This is a genomic window from Nocardia sp. CWNU-33 (genome assembly GCF_046764895.1).
Lineage (GTDB): Bacteria > Actinomycetota > Actinomycetes > Mycobacteriales > Mycobacteriaceae > Nocardia.
On sequence record NZ_JBKOQN010000001.1, the window covers coordinates 454,189 to 469,418 of the forward strand.

The 15,230-nt window shown below is 67.8% G+C and carries 13 protein-coding genes; 7 read left to right on the plus strand and 6 right to left on the minus strand.

Annotation, left to right across the window (positions count from 1 at the left end):
• The first annotated feature begins 7 nt into the window (after positions 1–7).
• Entirely contained in the window at positions 8–754 is a 747-nt protein-coding gene (locus tag ACLMAL_RS01450; protein WP_411997417.1) for a DUF6928 family protein, read from the plus strand.
• Between the two features lie 74 nt (positions 755–828).
• On the opposite strand, the gene ACLMAL_RS01455 is transcribed toward ACLMAL_RS01450, so the two are convergent.
• Both ACLMAL_RS01455 and ACLMAL_RS01460 read right to left on the minus strand, forming a co-directional pair.
• Entirely contained in the window at positions 829–1,140 is a 312-nt protein-coding gene (locus ACLMAL_RS01455; RefSeq protein ID WP_411997418.1) for a DUF2537 domain-containing protein, read from the minus strand.
• Positions 1,141–1,153: 13 nt separating this feature from the next.
• Positions 1,154–1,957, minus strand: coding sequence for a TrmH family RNA methyltransferase (locus tag ACLMAL_RS01460; RefSeq protein ID WP_411997419.1), 804 nt, complete (start codon positions 1,955–1,957; stop codon positions 1,154–1,156).
• A gap of 146 nt (positions 1,958–2,103) precedes the next feature.
• Here ACLMAL_RS01460 and ACLMAL_RS01465 point away from each other — a divergent pair, with 146 nt between their 5' ends.
• Together ACLMAL_RS01465 and ACLMAL_RS01470 are read left to right on the plus strand one after the other, a co-directional pair.
• A complete protein-coding gene (locus tag ACLMAL_RS01465) occupies positions 2,104–3,309 on the plus strand; it encodes a GNAT family N-acetyltransferase (protein WP_411997420.1) in 1,206 nt (401 codons plus the stop codon).
• Between the two features lie 164 nt (positions 3,310–3,473).
• Positions 3,474–3,875 carry a YccF domain-containing protein gene (locus tag ACLMAL_RS01470; RefSeq protein ID WP_328408914.1) on the plus strand — a complete coding sequence of 134 codons (402 nt, stop codon included), beginning with the start codon at positions 3,474–3,476 and terminating at the stop codon, positions 3,873–3,875.
• A gap of 39 nt (positions 3,876–3,914) precedes the next feature.
• On the opposite strand, the gene ACLMAL_RS01475 is transcribed toward ACLMAL_RS01470, so the two are convergent.
• Positions 3,915–4,352, minus strand: a complete 438-nt coding sequence (locus ACLMAL_RS01475) for a MarR family winged helix-turn-helix transcriptional regulator (protein ID WP_328408912.1) — start codon at positions 4,350–4,352, stop codon at positions 3,915–3,917.
• A 63-nt stretch (positions 4,353–4,415) separates the two neighbouring features.
• On the opposite strand from ACLMAL_RS01475, the gene ACLMAL_RS01480 reads away from it, so the two are divergent.
• The gene (locus ACLMAL_RS01480) at positions 4,416–4,655 is read left to right on the plus strand and encodes a DUF2530 domain-containing protein (RefSeq protein WP_328408911.1); all 240 of its coding nucleotides are present in this window, start codon (positions 4,416–4,418) and stop codon (positions 4,653–4,655) included.
• Positions 4,656–4,657: 2 nt separating this feature from the next.
• Here ACLMAL_RS01480 and ACLMAL_RS01485 read toward each other — a convergent pair whose 3' ends face one another.
• Positions 4,658–6,724 carry a neutral/alkaline ceramidase gene (locus ACLMAL_RS01485; protein WP_411997421.1) on the minus strand — a complete coding sequence of 689 codons (2,067 nt, stop codon included), beginning with the start codon at positions 6,722–6,724 and terminating at the stop codon, positions 4,658–4,660.
• Positions 6,725–6,852: 128 nt separating this feature from the next.
• Here ACLMAL_RS01485 and ACLMAL_RS01490 point away from each other — a divergent pair, with 128 nt between their 5' ends.
• Entirely contained in the window at positions 6,853–7,467 is a 615-nt protein-coding gene (locus tag ACLMAL_RS01490; protein ID WP_328408909.1) for a TetR/AcrR family transcriptional regulator, read from the plus strand.
• Between the two features lie 74 nt (positions 7,468–7,541).
• Here ACLMAL_RS01490 and ACLMAL_RS01495 read toward each other — a convergent pair whose 3' ends face one another.
• Entirely contained in the window at positions 7,542–10,757 is a 3,216-nt protein-coding gene (locus ACLMAL_RS01495; RefSeq protein ID WP_411997529.1) for a sacsin N-terminal ATP-binding-like domain-containing protein, read from the minus strand.
• Positions 10,758–10,798: 41 nt separating this feature from the next.
• A complete protein-coding gene (locus ACLMAL_RS01500; protein ID WP_411997422.1) occupies positions 10,799–12,310 on the minus strand; it encodes a DUF3027 domain-containing protein in 1,512 nt (503 codons plus the stop codon).
• Between the two features lie 17 nt (positions 12,311–12,327).
• Here ACLMAL_RS01500 and ACLMAL_RS01505 point away from each other — a divergent pair, with 17 nt between their 5' ends.
• Both ACLMAL_RS01505 and ACLMAL_RS01510 read left to right on the plus strand, forming a co-directional pair.
• Entirely contained in the window at positions 12,328–13,101 is a 774-nt protein-coding gene (locus ACLMAL_RS01505) for a glutaminyl-peptide cyclotransferase (RefSeq protein WP_411997423.1), read from the plus strand.
• A 177-nt stretch (positions 13,102–13,278) separates the two neighbouring features.
• Positions 13,279–15,123 (plus strand): MFS transporter, encoded by a 1,845-nt coding sequence (locus ACLMAL_RS01510; RefSeq protein WP_411997424.1) that lies wholly within the window; start codon positions 13,279–13,281, stop codon positions 15,121–15,123.
• Positions 15,124–15,230: the final 107 nt, after the last annotated feature.

Here is a 15,230-nt window from a genome sequence, read left to right on the forward strand (position 1 = left end):
GCCGGAAATGCTGTCCAAAGCTTCGTCCCTCTGGTACGTCGACGCACTCGATCCGTTGGCGGTACTCCGCGCGAACCACGATCCGGACCCGGATGCGGCACTCGCCCTGGCGAAGCAGCTGCACGCCGACCGAGATGTGTTGCCGATCATGGTCGGCACACTCGGTGGTTGCGCCGGTCCGGACGCCGACGAGGTGTACATCGGCTGTTATCCCGGTGTCACCGTGGTGTGTTCGACGCAGTCGGCGTTGGTGCATCCGACGGCGCTGCCCGAATTACTCGTCCGGCCGCTGGCTTCGGAGCACACCTATCTCATCGCATTCGACGCCGCGCACGGCTGGGGCTCCTTCGCGCATTGGGAGCGTGGCGAATTCCGCCGCTCCTTCAGTTCGACGCGGGTGAACATCCTCGAAGACGAGGGCCTGCCGCTGGTGTGGGAGCGCCCGTACTGGGCGGGTGATCATCCAGTGCAGTGGTATCCCGGCGATCTGCCCGACCCGCAGACCCTGCCGTTCGATCCACCCGACTTCGCCGACGCCGCCAATCACCAGTGGCTCGGATTCCACTACCGCGCGCCCGCGACCGACGGTGCGCTGATGCCCGGCGATATCTCGGTGTGCGGTTTCACCCTGTACCCGAAGGGCCAAGCACCGGACCCAGCCACTCTGATGCTCAGGGACGACGAGTCGGACATCGACGCGAAACGCAGACGCAGCCTTTTCAGTTGGCTGCGCGGGCGGGACCGCGTCTCCTGACCGGCAACGCCGCCATCCGATCGCAGTTCCGGTCGAGCCCGCGTACGGACGAGCGTGGGCCGTGCCGCCGCGCCTTATGCGGCCAACCCGCCGAACAGCAGCGCCAGCCAGCCGAGCAGCACGCCGGCCGCACCACCGGCGAGCACCCAGCGGGTCACCGGAACGAAGCGCCAGCGCCAGGCCGTCGGTGCGGCGCCACCGGCCGCGACAAGGTTGACCAGCACCGCAAGTATCGGATGCACGTGCGCCAACGCATCACCGAACGCGTACACCGCGACCGCCGTCAGTAACCCCACCATGACGGCGACGGTGACCCCGGCGGCCCACGGCGTCGGGTCCTGGTAAGGCGGATAGGGCCGATACGCCCCGTTCGGCAGATAGTTCACGACCGTCCCTCGTTCACGATGTCCGCACCCGTTCATAGAACGCCATTGCCGCCGCGGTCGCGACGTTCAACGAATCGGTGCCCGGCGACATCGGAATTCTGGCGCGGACGTCGGTGGCCTGCATGGCCGCCACGGTCAACCCGGGTCCCTCCGCACCCAAAAGCAAAGCCACCCGCTCCCCCGTCATCGCCGTCGCCAGATTCACCGCAGCCGGATTCGGGGTCAGCGCGATGATCTGGAATCCCTTGTCTCGCAGCATATCCAGTCCACCGGGCCAATGCGGAAGTTGCGCGAACGGCACCCGGAGGACATGGCCCATAGATACCCGCACGGCCCGCCGATACAGCGGATCGGCGCATCGGTCCCCGAACAGAATCGCCTCGGCCCCCAACCCCGCCGCGTTCCGGAACATCGATCCGAGGTTCTCGTGATCGTTGACGCCCTCCAGCACCGCCACCGTCCGCGCTCCGTCGAGCGCCTCGTCCACGGTCAGCTCGGCGGGACGTTGGGCCACGGCGAGCACCCCGCGATTGAGGTGGAACCCCACTACCTGCGCCATCACCTCGGCACTCGCCCGGTAATACGGTACGTCGACACCGTCGAGATCGGCCGCGAGCTCGTCGCGCCGCTTGTCCACCCCGAGCAACGCGCTCGGCCGGAACCGCGAGCCGAGCATCCGTTGCACCACCACGACCCCCTCCGCGATGACCAGCCCCTTGCGCCCAGGCAGGTCGGGCCGCCGATCAGCGGACTTGAGGTCGCGAAAGTCATCGACCCGCGGATCGGCGGGGTCGTCGATATCGATCACTTCGGCCACAAGAACACATCCTGCCGGGCCGCACCACCGACATCGACACCGGTGCCCGCCCGCTTCGACCGGCACATCGAACGCGGACGACGGCCGGAGTCGCACCGGCGGAAAATCGGGTGCAAGCGGGCGCGGGTGCGTGGGATCGTCCAGGTATGACGCTGACACCCGGTATCACCATTCGATCGGCTACCGAGGGCGATGCGGCCGGGATCGAGCTAGTGGTCCAGACGGCCTTCGGGATGCGGCCCGACGCGGCGTTGCGGGAGCCGTATCGGCGGCTGTTTCCGCCGGAGAACGCGATTGTCGCGGTGGACGGTGACCGGGTGGTCGGGCATGTCGAGTCGACGAAGATGACGTTGACGGTGCCGGGCGAGCGAACCGTTTCGGCCTGCGGTATCGCGGGGGTTGCCGTGGCGCCCACGCATCGACGGCGCGGGATTCTGCGCGCGATGTACACCGAACAACATCGACGGATCGAGGCGGCCGGGCTGCCGTTGACGATCTTCACCGCGAGCCAGGGCGGCATCTACGGACGGTTCGGATACGGGCCGGCGATCCGGGAAAACGCCGTGCACATCGATCGGCGCTTCGCCGAGTTCCTGCCCTCGGCACCGGATCCCGGCGGCGTGGAACTGGCGATACTCGCCGAGTCGACCGAACAGGTGCGGGCGATCTATGACCGGTGGCGCAGGCTGACCCCCGGCGCGCAGGTGCGTCCCGATGCACGCTGGGAGACCACTTTCCTCGACCCCGAGTGTTTTCGGAAAGGCGGCACCGACCTTTACGCGCTCCTGCACCAGGACGGATACGTGTTGTACCGATACCACTCCCGGGACCGCGTCAAAACCGCCAGTGTGGTCGAGATCCGGACGGTGACCACCGAAGCTCATGCCGCGCTGTGGCGGACGCTCTGCGGACTGGATCTGGTCACCAGGATCGAGGCCGAACTCACCGACAACGACCCGCTCCCCTACCTGCTGACCGATCCGAGACGGGTACGGACCGACAACCGGTACGACGGACTCTGGTTGCGGCTCATGGATGTACCGGCCGCGCTCGGCGCGCGCTCGTATCAGCGCGACCTGGATGTCGTACTCGCAGTGACCGACCCGTTCCGGAACGCGGGCGGTGTCTTCGCGCTTCGGGTACGCGACGGTGTCGCCGACTGCGCGCCGACCACCCGCACCGCCGATATCGAACTCGGTATCGACGTGCTCGGCAGCATGTATCTCGGTGCGTATCCGGCGCGGGTGTTCGCCGCCGCGAACCGGTTGCACGCCAAGGATTCCGGGCAGGTGCGCGCGCTCGACGAAGCGTTCGGGGCCGAGCGCGACGCGGTTCTCGGTTGGTTCTTCTGACACCTCGTCCCGGCACCGCGGCACCGGTGTCGCCGACCATGGTCGCTGCGGCGCATCGACGCTGGCAGATGAGTCCACCGATCCCGCATCAGGGTCTTTCCCCGAGGCGATGTAGTCCCCAGGACTGATGCCCGAATTGCCGGTCTGCTGGCATGCTGGAGCACATGAAGCCGATTCAGCTCGTCCTCAACGTGCTCTGGCTGGTGTTCGTCGGGTTCTGGATGGCACTGGGCTACATCCTCGCCGGCGTCATCTGCTGCATCCTGATCATCACGATCCCGTGGGGCATCGCGTCGTTCCGGATCGCGGCCTACGCGCTGTGGCCGTTCGGGCGGACCACCGTAGAGAAGCCGGGCGCGGGCACGGGTTCGCTACTCGGCAACATCATCTGGTTCATTGTGGCGGGCTGGTGGCTCGCGCTCGGCCACCTGCTCACCAGCATCCCGCTGTTCATCTCGATTATCGGAATCCCGTTCGGGTGGGCGAATCTCAAGCTGATCCCGCTGTCGCTGTTCCCACTCGGCCGCGAGATCGTCGACAGCGACCAGCCCTTCGGCGCGCGGTAGCTCCGGGAGCGCCAGATACCAGGGCCCCGCTGCTCGGGGCTATTCGGACTCGGTGACGAGTTGCTTCATGATGCCGACTGCCCTGGTCAGCACCACCAACTGCTCGTCGGTCAGGGTGGAAAGCTGCTCGGTCATCCAGGCCTCACGGGCGCTGGTCTCATCGGCGATCAACGCACGGCCCGCATCCGACAGCGAGACGATGATCTGCCTGCCATCGGTCGGGTGCGGCTTGCGCTCGACCAACCCCAGGTCCGACAGTGAGGCGATCACCCGCGTCATCGACGGCGGCTGCACGCGCTCCTTGGCCGCGAGAGCGCCTGGCGTCATCGCGCCGTCCCGGTGCAGCGTGGCCAGCGCGGACAGCTGGGTCAGCGAAATTTGCGCGTCGGCGCGCCGCCCCCGCAGATGTCGCGTCAAACGCACCACGGCAAGCGACAGCTCACCAGCGAGAGCTCGAACATCCGATGGCGTTGTCACAGTGGCAAACGATACGGGACCCGTTGGCTGCGGGACGACGGTTCCCGCAGCTACCCTGGGGCGGTGACGCAGAAAGTGCCCGAGATCCCGCAGCGGCTCACCGATCCACGGCCGGTGCTCGCCGTTGGCAGTGCGCTGTGGCTGATCGCCACGGTGGTGGCGTGGGCCGCTGGCGAGCGTTGGGAGTCGGCCCGCCCGGTGTGCCTCATGGGGCTGGCCGTCGGTCTGCTCGGGTACACGATCTTCGCGATCCAGCGCCGCGGCGCGCGGCGCGGCGACAAGGGCGCGCAAACCGGCCTCTAGCCTCAGACCACGTCGAATTCGTCGGTGGTGCCAGTGAACGGATGCAGCGTGCCGCTCGGGCTCAGGCTGTCCGCGTAATGCTGGAGGCGGTATCGACCCGGCGTCGCATCGGACGGGACATCCCAGGTGAAGCGGGCCACGGATACCGCAGAGCCGCGCTTGCTCCAGTGGAATCGCACTGCCCACTCGCCCTCATTGGCGACGCGCACCCACTCGCCGGAGCTGTTGCGCCGCTGCACTTCCAGGAAAGTGTCGTTGCGGCGTGGATTGTGCTTCGGGTGGGCGGAAACGAATTCGGCTGCGACGCGGGTGCCGCGGGCCGCGGTCGCGGCGGGCTGGACCAGCACGTCACCGAAGGCGCGGCCGGGCAGCGTGGCGTCGGGTCCGGGTGCGGGCTGGAAATTCGGCTGCATGGCGGACACGTCGCGCGGGGCCGGACCGCGGGGAACCTGCTGACGGGCCGCGAAAGCCGTTGCCAGTCGGGTGAATTCCTGTAGGTAGGCACTCGAGGTATAGCGCCCGAACAGGGTTGACCCGCCCTCGTACTGCTGAGAGTCGTATTCCTCTGGGGTGGTGATGTATTCGTGGTAGGCATTCGCATAGCCCTGCATGAGCACCTGCTCCAGCGAGACACCGAGGGCCGCCGCCACCGCGCGGCGAATCCGCAGACCGGCGACGATGGTGAATTCTCCGCCGCCACCGGCCAGGTAGAGCTCACCGATGCGGACGATCTGGATCGGTACCACGCTCGGCACCCACGGCACCGGCGGCAGCAGACCGAGCGGAGCGACAATCGCCTTGGGCGCCTGGGCATCCGCGAGCCACGCCGGTGCCGGGACGTCGGGGTTGCCGAGCGCATCGATGAACGGGTTGCGCACGCCCTCCGGAATGGGAATCCCCGGCAAGCCGGGGCCGTCCTCGGTACTGCCCGCGATGAGCGAAACGCCCGCAGCTGCGGGGGCCGTGTGGCGCGGCAGACCATCCGGGGTGAAGCGACCGTCGACGGCGATGTCGGCGAGGTCGATATAACAGAGCATCGAGTCGACCGGTCCGGCCAACGACTTCGCTTCGGCGAGTGCGGCTTTCGCCGCATGGTACTGCCGTTCGCCGAGAATGCGAGTGTTCTCGAACTCGTCCTCGGTGGGGCCGGAGCCAGGGCGCAGGTTCAGGTTCGGCGACATGTCGCCCGCGTTGGTCTGAGCGAAGGCGGCGATGAAATCGGCAGCGCCGTCGAGGTATCGGACGCCGTGTTCGATGTGCTCGAACGAGAAGGATGCGTAGCCCTTGTTATCTGCGCTGATCAACCGGTTCTGGTTGGTCATCGAGGTGTTGTGAGTCGCGAACCAGGTGATGGCGCCGACCTGTCTGCCGCCCTTGACGATCGACAGCGCGGTGACCGCCGGATCGATGGCCTGCGGGAAATACTGTTTGTCCGCATCGGGGTTGCGGTCGAAGGCGACACGGGAGCGGTTGACGCTGGCATCGTGCAGTTCGCTGCGGCCGAGCGCGAGCGAGCCTGGACCGAGATCGGCGTGCGCGGCGGCGATCGCTTCCACGAGGCCGTTCACCTCGGCGTCGTAGACCTGCTGCTGAAAACCGAGGATCGACAGGTTGTATGCGTAATCGTTGCTGGAGCCGCCGCAGGTCGCGTGCGAGTGCGTCGAGGTGAGCAACACGTTCTGCTCGGTGTAGAGCTCGCCGAAGCGTCGAGCGAGCTCGAGCATGACGCCGCGGTGCACGGACTGGAAGATCATGCCGTTCTCCGCGACCGCGAATACGATTCGCCGCTCGGCAGTGGCGATGACGAATGCGCGGGCGCGCGGGCGCAGGTGGATGCCCGCGGTCTGCTGCTCGAATTGCGAGTAGCCCATCATTCCGCATTCGGCGGCCGGACCCGTGATGTCGGAAATACCGATGCCGATGAGGTATCCGCCGGACTCCGGTGCGGCTGCGGCGGACGCACTCAATGCCGTAGTAACGCCGGGCACCGTGGCCACCGCTGCCGCGGTAACCAGCGTGGCCGAACCCGCCACAGTTCGGGCCAAAACCGTCCTTCGTGACACGGGCATACGCGTCTCCCTTCGATCCCACTGTGCAGCGAACCACACAACTGGACGATCGTCCAGTCGAGATTTTTTCGCTGCGCGAATTGACTGCACGCTTCGTGAACGCTTAACTCCCTGAGGTGTCCTCCCGATTGAGCGTCGAAGAACGAAGGGCCCACCTTATCGAGGCAGCCATCGGCCTTGCCGAGAAAAAAGGCGTGGCGGGCGTGACCACGCGCGATGTGGCTCAGGCGGCAGGTGTTTCGCTCGGTGTGGTGCACTACTGTTTCGAAAACAAGGACGCGCTCATGACCGAGCTGGTCAAAGCGTTGTCGATGGAATTACGCGATTCTGTCGACGCCAATGAAACAGTTTGGCAAGACGCCGGAAGTGGAAAAGAAGCGCTTCAGAAATTGGTGCGCGCCGGACTCGAACTGATGTGGCTGAACATTGAAGCCACACCGGAACGACAGCTACTCACTTACGAAACGACGACTTACGCACTTCGCGAAGGCGAACAAACACCGGCGAAACTCGCGATTGCGCGCGAACAGTACGCATTCAACGACTCCACTGTCGCCGACCTCCTCGATCACGCACGCGATGCGACCGGAAGCCGGTTCACAATGCCGGTGCACGACCTGAGCCGGTTCACCCTCAATGTGATCGACGGGATCGTGCTGCGCTGGCTGGTGGACAACGACAGCGAGAGCGTCCGCGGGCAGCTGGACCTGCTCAGTGAGATGGTTTCGAACTACGCGGAATAGGCGGGCTACCCGAAGCGCGCCGGACGGCAGCGGCTACCTCGGCCGTGGCGAGCCAGGGTCCGACCGACGAACAATCAGTCCTGCGCCTGCGCCTGCGGCATGCGCACATGCGTGGTTGTGCCCTCCTGCCACCACGCAACGGCGACCGTGGCGGTTGCGGCGCCGTGCAGACGTATCCGAAGATCGTCGTGAACCACCAGGTCACCTTGCTGCGGGGCGAGCGTGAAGAGTTGGCGCAGAACCACACCGAGCGGTTCGGCCGACCATGTTGTCCGCCGGCCGGTGCCGAGCACTTCGGCGGTGACGGCCTCGGAGACGAGCGGAAGATCGAGCAAGGTCGCCAAGGCGGGGGCCGTATCGGTATCGCCGAGGACAAGGCGTTCCGGCGGCAGGGCAAGGCCGAACCACGGCTGGTCGAGCACCAAGGCTTCGCGGGGGTCGACCACCGCGCCGGACAATGCGCGCACGCGATCGGGCAGATCGAGGTCGGCCAGGTCGAGACGGTCCGCCGCCACCGCGGCGGCCAATCGTGCGTGAGTTCGCGAAATAACCTCGGGTGCAGGTGTTTTCGCCGGATCGGCGAGAGCGGCCAGCAGGGCAGCGGCCAGATCCGGGGTGATGGCGTCGGGGTCGGCCAGGACTGCACGCAAGGCGTCGATGTCCTGACGGCCGAGGCCGGGAACGGCGAATTCGGTGAGCAGGCCCGCGAATTCGGTGTCAGCAGGATGACTCAGCAGTCCGAGCACCGTGCCGTCTACGCGGGCGTGCCTGCGCAGCCACCACGCGGTGTAGCCGTCGGGATCGACGAGCAGCCGTCGGGTGCGATCACCGGAAGCCAACTGCCGCAGCGCTTCCGGCCAGGCGGTCTCGGCCACCAGGTCCAGGTCGCGGACAGCGGCCAGTTCGGGCGGATCCTCCGGCAGGCCCGACCACCAGTGGTCCTCGTCGTCCAGATGATGATCCGGGCCGGTCGGATCCGCCTCGACGACAATGCTGAAATCCCAGCCGACGCCGACAGCCCGCAGCGCCTGCGCGCCGTAGCCCTCGACCAGATCCTCGGCCGCGGTGCCGAACGGCGAATCCTCGACCAACAGGTCGCGCAGCGGTGCGCCCGGCAGCAGCAGCTCATCGGCGGGCAGCAATTCCCCTGAGCTGTCCGGCAATTCGAGCAACCCCAGCCAGGACGGCAACGCGAGCGGATCAGCGGTGACCGCGAGCCGGAGCACCGCGTCCGCGGTATCCGGATCGCCGGGCTGATCCTCCAACTCGGCACGCAGCCCCGGATCGCTCAGCAAATCCTCGGCGGTGGCAGTACGCGCCCCCAACCGAGCCAGCAACGGATGCGCCGCCTCCGGATGCACGAGCCGCGCCCAGTGCACCGGAATAGGGTCCGCGAGCCGATCGTCCAAAACCACTGTGCGCGGCCCGGTCACGAGCCGCCCATCGGCCAGCGGCACGGCAAGCGCCCCCAACTCCTCGGCGGCCAGCGGATCGACGACAAACGGCTCCAGCGCCGCATACAGCGAACACCACCACTGCGGCGACCGCTCCAAACCACCCGACAACTCCGCAAGCCGAGCCAGCCCCAGCCGATGCACATCCAGCACACCGAGCGCCTCGCTGTGCACGCGCCCGGACAACTCCGGAATCACCAACGGCCCGACCACATCATCGATCAGCCCGGCCAGCTCCGCGGTGAGCCCAGCGAACACGCTCGCCCGAGTCGGCACAGCCGTCCCCACCGCGGGCCCCGACAGTGCCCGGCCCCCCGCAAACCCTAGGCCCTCGGCAACGTCATGACCGCGCGCAGCAGCCGGGGCGACGGCAACGCCGTCATCGAGCAGTCCCGCGCCCACTGGTGCTGCCACGTCATCTCGGCCGCCGGTAGCCGAACCAGACGGGCGACTGGGGCTCGCCACACTCGCCGACACCTGGTCGGACGCCGCGTCATCCGACACTTCCCGACCCGACGGCGAATCCACGCCGGGACGGCCACCTGCCGCGGCACCAGCGCTCAGCGACGCAGGAGTCGGGGACGTGTCGTCGCCCGACTCCGGTGCAACACCGGGTTCTTCGTCGGCCGAGGCAGCACCAGAGCGGGGATGAGCACTGTCAGCGGCGGACTCGAGTCGAGCGGCGGCGCCTTCCGGGAAAGGCTCGGCCCATAGCGAATCCACGTCACCGATCGCGGTCGAGGGCGCATCGGAGGGGCTGGTTACCACCGGGAGCCAGGAGTGGGTCTGGAGTTCGCGGATCAGTGCTTCGCGGAGCAGAGCGTCCGGCTCGCTGCGTGCGAAGCCGGGTGTCGGAACCAGGATGAGGCGGTCGCGGAGCGGGAGGGCGCTGGCGAAATCGCTATATCCCGTTGCCAGTTCGGTGAGATGCGCACCGGGGAGCAGGCGGCGGCGATCCGGCTGCATGGGGATGTCGGCGATCAGAAGGGCCGGTAGCGACAGCTCCTCGTCGGATCGGGTGGGGGCTCGCAGGACATCCGGGATGGTGGCCACCGGTCGTCCGTTGCGGACCGGAAGCAGCCAGCGGGCGCGCGGAGTCCGGTACTCCCACCAGACTTGTTCGCGGTCCTGGCCGGTGATGCGCAGCTCGCGCAGGCCGGTCCGCTCCTGGTCGGTGGCGCCGAGATCCGTGGTTGTGGCGGTCAGCTCATCGTCGCCGATTCGGATGCTGTGCAGGGCAGGCAGTTCCAGCAGTAGATCGACGGCTTCGGCACGCATCCCGGTGAGCAGCGCATCGTGATCGATGTCCTCGCGCAGGCGCAGCACCACTTCGGTGTCGCCGTCGGTGGGGGCGGCGGTGCTCGGCCAGGCCAGACGCAGCACCGGTGGGGCGAAATCGCCGCCCGTGTCCGGCACGTCGATTGCATTGTCGTGCAGTGCGTTCCAGGTGTTCCCGCGCGAGAAATGCAGCGAACCGGTGGTCGAGCGCACCTCGATGTCGTCGCTCACCGACAGCACCGCGGTGAAGCCGACGCCGAACCTGCCGACACTTGCGGCCGGATTCGCCTTCGCGGAGGCGCGCAGCGCGGTGAGGGCATGCACACCGGAAATATCCAGTGGTGCACCGGTATTCGAGATGCACAGGGTGTGCCCGTCGAGCCGGACGACCAGTCGCCCCGGCACGCCCGCCTTCGCGGCGGCATCGGCGGCATTCTGCGCCAACTCGGTCAGCAGTCGATCCCGATACCCTGCCCGCACCAGATCCGCCTCGGTGGCGGCATCCTCCCGCAGCCGGGTCGGCGAATCACGCCACGCGGCGAGGACCGCAACACGCAGCGCCGAGGTGCCGAACGGATCGGACGCCTCGGCCGTCTCGCTCAGCTCCGTGCCGATGATTCGGGCTCCGGCCGATCGTCACCCGGCTCATCCGCCACGCTCGGCGCCTGCTCCGCAGCCGAATCCGAAGCGGCGCTCGAAGCCGGTGTGGCGCTGGAATCCGACTCGGCAGCAGCATGCTCAGCCATCCCGCCCGCCGCATCCACCGCAGCTGTGTCCGCCTCAGCCACACCATCGCTCGGCAGGCCAACGCTCGCCTCAGCCTCAGCAGTCGAGTCGGCCGGAACGCTCACCGCAGTCCCAGCGTCGGACTCGGTCACCGTGGTCGGCTCGGCCGTACCAGCACCGGCCAGGTCGGCGCCCGACGCCGCCTCGGCAGTCGGCTCGACCTCGGCAGTCGCCGGAACGGCAGCATCCGACCCACCCACCGTGCTCGGCCCAGCCCCAACAGCGCCCACAGTCGAATCGGCTTCGGCACCCGTCGGAGCCACAGTCGAATCGACCGTCGTGTCGGATTCAGCTGGGCGATCCGTCAGATCCACGCCCGACGGCGCCTCAACAGGCGACTCGGTTTCCGCACTCTCCGGAGCCTCGACATCCGACCCGACCACGGCGTTCGACTCAACCGCAGCACCAGCGGCCGCACCCACAGTCGGCTCGACCTCGGCACCGGCCGAACCGATCACGGTGTCGGATTCAGCCGCGGGGGCGGTGGTGATGATGGCACTCGAGTCGACCTCGGTGGTCGCTGGCTCGATGTCCGGCGCGGCGGCGGGCTGCGCCGCTTCCGATCCGGGCTTGCGTGTGGTTTCCGAGGTGATCACGTCGAATGCCGCGTCGTCGTAGGCCTCGTAGAGCGGGGAGCCGCCGCCGGTGGGGACAACGGTGTCGGAGTGTGCGCCGCAGCCGTATTCGACGTGCACCACTCGGCCGTCGGCGCCCATCGCGTTACCGCACACGCCGAAGGCGGCGCGCATGGCGCCCGCCAGTGGCAGGTAGAAGCCGCAGAGGCCGCAGGTGGACGGGGCCGCCTTGGCCATCTCGGTGTCGGGGCCGAATTCGGCGTACCAGCGCTCGGCTGCTTCCTCCCGGCCTTCGAGGCTCAACACCTGGGTGCGGCCGAGGCCGATGTCGCGGGCGACCTCGTCGACCGCTGGGTCGCCGTTGGCGACGTACCCGGGCACCAGCCGAGGATCGTTGGGCAGTGGAGCGAGGAGGTCGCCGGGCGCCAGATCGCCGGGTCGAACCCGCTGCTCCCACGGCACGAAGTCGGGCGCGAGCAATGCCTCCGGGCCGGGCAGCAAGGCCGACTCGCTGACCGTGGCGTAGGTCGCACCGGGTGCGGCCGCGACGACGACGGCCCACTGCCAGCCGCGGTAGCCGGGCAGGGTGGCTTCGAAGCGGTGCGTCGCCGCACTCGCGTCCTCCGCGGTCACCCCCAAATGCGCGCCGACCCCGGCGGGCTCCAACTCCACGAGCGCTCGACGGGCCACGTCGACGGCATCGGCCAGGATCGGCCACACGCCGGACTCCGAAACAGAAACTGCGCTCACGGCCTACATTTTGCCGTATGGAGCGCAATCGGCGTTCGTTGGCCGTCGCAGTACTGGTCAGCTTGCTCGCATCGACCGGCTGCGGCAGCGCAGACGACCAACCACAACGGATGAAAATCGAGGTCATCGGCACCCGTCCGCACGATCCGTCGGCGTTCACCCAGGGTCTCGACATCGACGGCAATGTGCTCTACGAAGGCACAGGCAAGCCGGGCGCGTCGAATATCCGCGCGACCGATCTGACCACCGGGGCCGAACTGGCGCGCGTCGATCTGCCCGCGCCGTACTTCGGCGAGGGCGTGTCGCCGGCCGCGGGCACCCTCTGGCAGATCACCTGGAAGGACGGGATCGCCTTCGCCAGAGATCCGCAGACACTGGCCGAACGCAGCCGTGTGTCCTACTACGGCGAGGGCTGGGGCATCTGCACCCGAGCGAGCAGGCTGGTGATGAGCAACGGCACCGACACACTCACCTTTCGCGACCCGGTGACGTTCGCACCGACCGGCACTGTCACCCTCACCGGCCGTCGCAACGCACACCTGAACGAACTCGATTGCGCCGCCGACGGTTCGGTGTACGCCAACGACTACCCCACCGACACGATCCTGCGCATCGACCCCGAGACCGGCCGGGTACTCGCTGACATCGATGCCCGCGGCCTGCTCGCACCCACCGCCCGCGCCTACACCGACGTGCTCAACGGGATCGCTCATATCCCCGGCACCGACCGCTTCCTGCTCACCGGCAAGTACTGGCCGACCATGTTCGAGGTCCGATTTGTACCCGCTTGAACACGGCAAGCTCCCAATCGTGTTGCCACGCAACGAGTGGTTTCGTGAGTGCACGAGTAACCCGTCGGGTGCGCCGGGAGCTCGGCCGAGCAGTGGGCCTCCGGCCCGGCAACACACTTCCCAGACACCGGACGTCCGGCCTGAGACGCGACGAGACGGATGAGTCAGAATTGATGCGTGAATACTCCCCGCGATCCCTCCGGCCCTGACCATGGTCCGTGGGACCGCGAGGAGGCTCCACCGATCGAACGGCACCCCGGTTTCGACCGATATCCGCCGCCCAACGAACCTTCGCCTCGACGGCCGCTACCGCCACTGGATCCCGAGCACGGCCGCCGCCAACCGCCAACCGCGGGACGGCCGCCGGAATTCGACACCCGACGACTACCCGAAACCCGGCCCGAACCGGCCGACCCGGCGGAGTTCGACACCTGCCGCGTGCCGGGTTCGCACGATCGATCCGCCCCCGACATGCGCAAACAACCGCCGCATCGACCCGAACCCGGCGCCGAGCCGGCGGATAGCGCCACAGTGACCGAGCCCGGCGAGCAACGCGCCCCCCGCAAGCTCACCGTCACCAGAGTTGCCGCGATGCGCGGCCAACAGCTGACCATGCGCGGTATCGCCTCCTTCCAGCGCGCGGCGAAAGCCGACGGCGCGGACAAGTCGGGCCTCACCGCGCTGACCTACGCCACGATGGCGAACTTCGCCCTGGACGCCGCTATCGCGGTTGCCCTTGCCAACACACTGTTCTTTGCAAGCGCGAGCGCGGAGAGCAAGTCGAAGGTCGCGCTGTATCTGCTGATCACCATCGCGCCGTTCGCGGTGATCGCACCGCTCATCGGACCGCTGCTCGACCGCCTGCAGCGCGGCCGCAGGCTCGCGCTCGCCTCCTCGTTCGCGCTGCGCGCAGTGGTCACCGTGGTGCTGATCGTGGCCTTCGACACCTGGGCGCTTTATCCGCTCGCCCTGTGCATGATGGTCGGAAGCAAATCGTTCTCGGTGCTCAAGAGCGCGGTGACGCCACGCGTGCTGCCACCGGATATCGATTTGGTGCGCACCAACTCTCGGCTCACGGTATTCGGCCTGGTCGGTGGCACCATCGGCGCAGGCGCTTTCGCCGCACTCGCCGCCGCGATTGCGAGCTCAACGGGCGCACTGATTTTCGCCACCGCGATCGCCGTCGCAGGCACCTATCTGAGCCTGCGCATCCCGCGCTGGGTCGAGGTCACCGAGGGCGAGGTCCCCGCGACCCTCAGTTACCACGCCAACACCGAAGTGCTCGATCCGACGAAGGAAGCCATCATCCCGCCGCGCAAGCGCAGGCAGCCGCTCGGCCGATCGGTCGTCACCGGGCTCTGGGGCAACAGCGCGATCCGGGTGCTGACCGGGTTCCTCACCTTCTATGTGGCCTTCGTCGCCAAGGCGACCGAGCACGGTGGTGTCCAGCAGGCGGCCGTGCTCGGTGTGGTCGGTGTCGCCGCGGCCATCGGCAATTTCACCGGCAACGCCACCGGCGCCCGCCTCAAACTCGGCAAGCCCTCCCTGATCGTGCTCGGCTGCACCGCGGCGTGCACCCTCATCGCGCTGTTCGCAGTGTTAGCGAACAATCTGCTCGGCGCGGCGCTTGCGACGCTCGTCGCGGCCGGTGCAAGCGCGCTGGCGAAGGTCTCGCTCGACGCCTCGATCCAGGACGACCTGCCGCCGGAGTCGATCGCCTCCGGCTTCGGCCGGTCGGAGACCGTGCTGCAGCTCAGCTGGGTAGTCGGCGGCGCGGCCGGTGTGCTGCTGCCGACCGACTACTGGAAGGGTTTCGCGGTGGTGTCGGCGATACTCGTGGTCGGACTGGTCCAGACCTTCGTCAGCTTCCGAGGTCATTCCCTGCTACCAGGTCTCGGCGGCAACCGACCACAGCATGCCGAGCAGGAGATTCCACACACTCGGCCGCATGCTCCCGAAACAGGCAGACAACGCGGTGGCGACACCCAGCGCATCCAACGAGGGATAGGAGATCCCATCTAGTGAGCGAGCGTAGCGAGCGAGCCACAAACACAGCAGCCCTGCTCATGACGGAGCCGAGCGTCAGCGAGGCGCAGTCGTGAGCGAGCGAGCCACCAACACAGCAGCGC

Bases quoted from the DNA above. Each gene is read 5' to 3' on its own strand.
- ACLMAL_RS01465 (WP_411997420.1), top strand. From the start codon at position 2,104: ATGACGCTGACACCCGGTATCACCATTCGATCGGCTACCGAGGGCGAT.
- ACLMAL_RS01470 (WP_328408914.1), top strand. From the start codon at position 3,474: ATGAAGCCGATTCAGCTCGTCCTCAACGTGCTCTGGCTGGTGTTCGTC.
- ACLMAL_RS01450 (WP_411997417.1), top strand. From the start codon at position 8: ATGCTGTCCAAAGCTTCGTCCCTCTGGTACGTCGACGCACTCGATCCG.
- ACLMAL_RS01505 (WP_411997423.1), top strand. From the start codon at position 12,328: ATGGAGCGCAATCGGCGTTCGTTGGCCGTCGCAGTACTGGTCAGCTTG.
- ACLMAL_RS01485 (WP_411997421.1), bottom strand. From the start codon at position 6,724: ATGCCCGTGTCACGAAGGACGGTTTTGGCCCGAACTGTGGCGGGTTCG.